At 24.4% G+C, this 1,470-nt stretch carries 1 protein-coding gene and 1 tRNA gene; both read left to right on the top strand.

Going from position 1 to position 1,470, the window contains the following annotated elements:
* Positions 1–75 (top strand) — tRNA-Glu (locus CSGHG_RS19105).
* Between the two features lie 247 nt (positions 76–322).
* The gene (locus CSGHG_RS19100) at positions 323–1,069 is read left to right on the top strand and encodes a peptidylprolyl isomerase (protein WP_010291377.1); all 747 of its coding nucleotides are present in this window, start codon (positions 323–325) and stop codon (positions 1,067–1,069) included.
* The last annotated feature ends 401 nt before the right edge of the window (positions 1,070–1,470 follow it).

The following is a 1,470-nucleotide window of genomic DNA, read 5'->3' as shown; positions in this document are numbered from 1 at the left end:
GGCTCCTTGGTCAAGCGGTTAAGACACCACCCTTTCACGGTGGTAACAGGGGTTCGATTCCCCTAGGAGTCACCATAAACTCTTACTAATTAATTAGTAAGAGTTTTTTTGTTTATATAAAATAATAATTTAAATAAACAAAATAGTTACTTAAAATATGTTATAATAGATTAATAAAATATAACTTTAAGCATATAAATATTTATTATAACTTTAATAAAATTTATTATTAATATTAAGGTTATAGTGCTTAAACTTAATCTTGAATAGATAGAGTTTAGTGCTTATAGAATATAAATAATTTTTTAAAAGGAGAATTTATATGGAAAACAAAATTTTAGCTACAGTAAATGGAAAAAATATTACAGAACAAGATTTAGAATTTGCTATATCAAGATTTCCAGAACAAAACAAACAATATTTTAGTACTGAAGAAGGTAAAAAGCAATTATTAAATCAAATAATAAACTATGAATTAGTATATAATTTTGCAAAAGATAGTAACTTAGAAAGTGATGAAGAATTTAAAAAACAATTAGAATTAGTAAAAAGAGATTTATTAATACAAGCTGGTATAACTAAATCATTCTCAAATGTTGAGGTTACTGAAGAAGAAATTACAGCATTTTATGAAAAAAATAAAGAAATGTTTAAAACAGAAGAAACAGTAAATGCTAAACATATATTAGTTGATGGAGAAGAAGAAGCTAAAAAAATAGCAGAAGATATAAAAAACAATGTTATATCTTTTGAAGAGGCAGCTGAGAAGTATTCTAAATGTCCATCAAAAGCACAAGGTGGAAGCTTAGGTGTTTTTGAAAGAGGTAGAATGGTACCTGAATTTGAGGATGCAGCATTTAAGTTAGATGTTGATACAATTAGTGAACCTGTAAAAACTCAATTTGGTTTCCATATAATAAAGGTTGAAGATAAACAACCTTCAGTTGCTAAAGATTTTGAAGAAGTTAAACCAATGATAGCTTCAAACTTACTTCATGAAAAACAAAACAAAGAATTTATAGATTTAGTAGAGAAATTAAAAGGTACTTATAAAGTAGAAATGAAATAGTGATATAGTAAAGAGCTTTGGTTAGGCAATTTTAATGCTTGACCAAAGCCTTTGTTTTATTAATAATGGGAAAACAAAATTAATTTTTTATTGTATTTTTAAAAATCATGTAAATTTATAAACAAAAAAGCGATTATTAATAAAATAGAAAAGCAAACATATCCACGTGTATCAATAAAAGTAATTTTGAGGATATAATAGTATATGAGAGGAATTAAAGTATAAGTTTCTATATTTAAGGTTAATATAACTAATTGATAAAGTAATTATGTATATAATAAATCTTGTCGCTGAAACAAGTTACTAAGTAATTTGAGTGATAAGGATTTAAACTTTAAAAAACTTTTTAAAAAAGTATTGACAAAAAAGTTTAAAACTAGTAAAATAGTAAAAGTCATCAA

This window comes from Clostridium senegalense JC122 (assembly GCF_000285575.1).
Taxonomy (GTDB): domain Bacteria; phylum Bacillota; class Clostridia; order Clostridiales; family Clostridiaceae; genus Clostridium_J; species Clostridium_J senegalense.
This window is presented reverse-complemented; position numbering and strand designations above follow the sequence as displayed.

Bases quoted from the DNA above. Each gene is read 5' to 3' on its own strand.
- CSGHG_RS19100 (WP_010291377.1), top strand. From the start codon at position 323: ATGGAAAACAAAATTTTAGCTACAGTAAATGGAAAAAATATTACAGAA.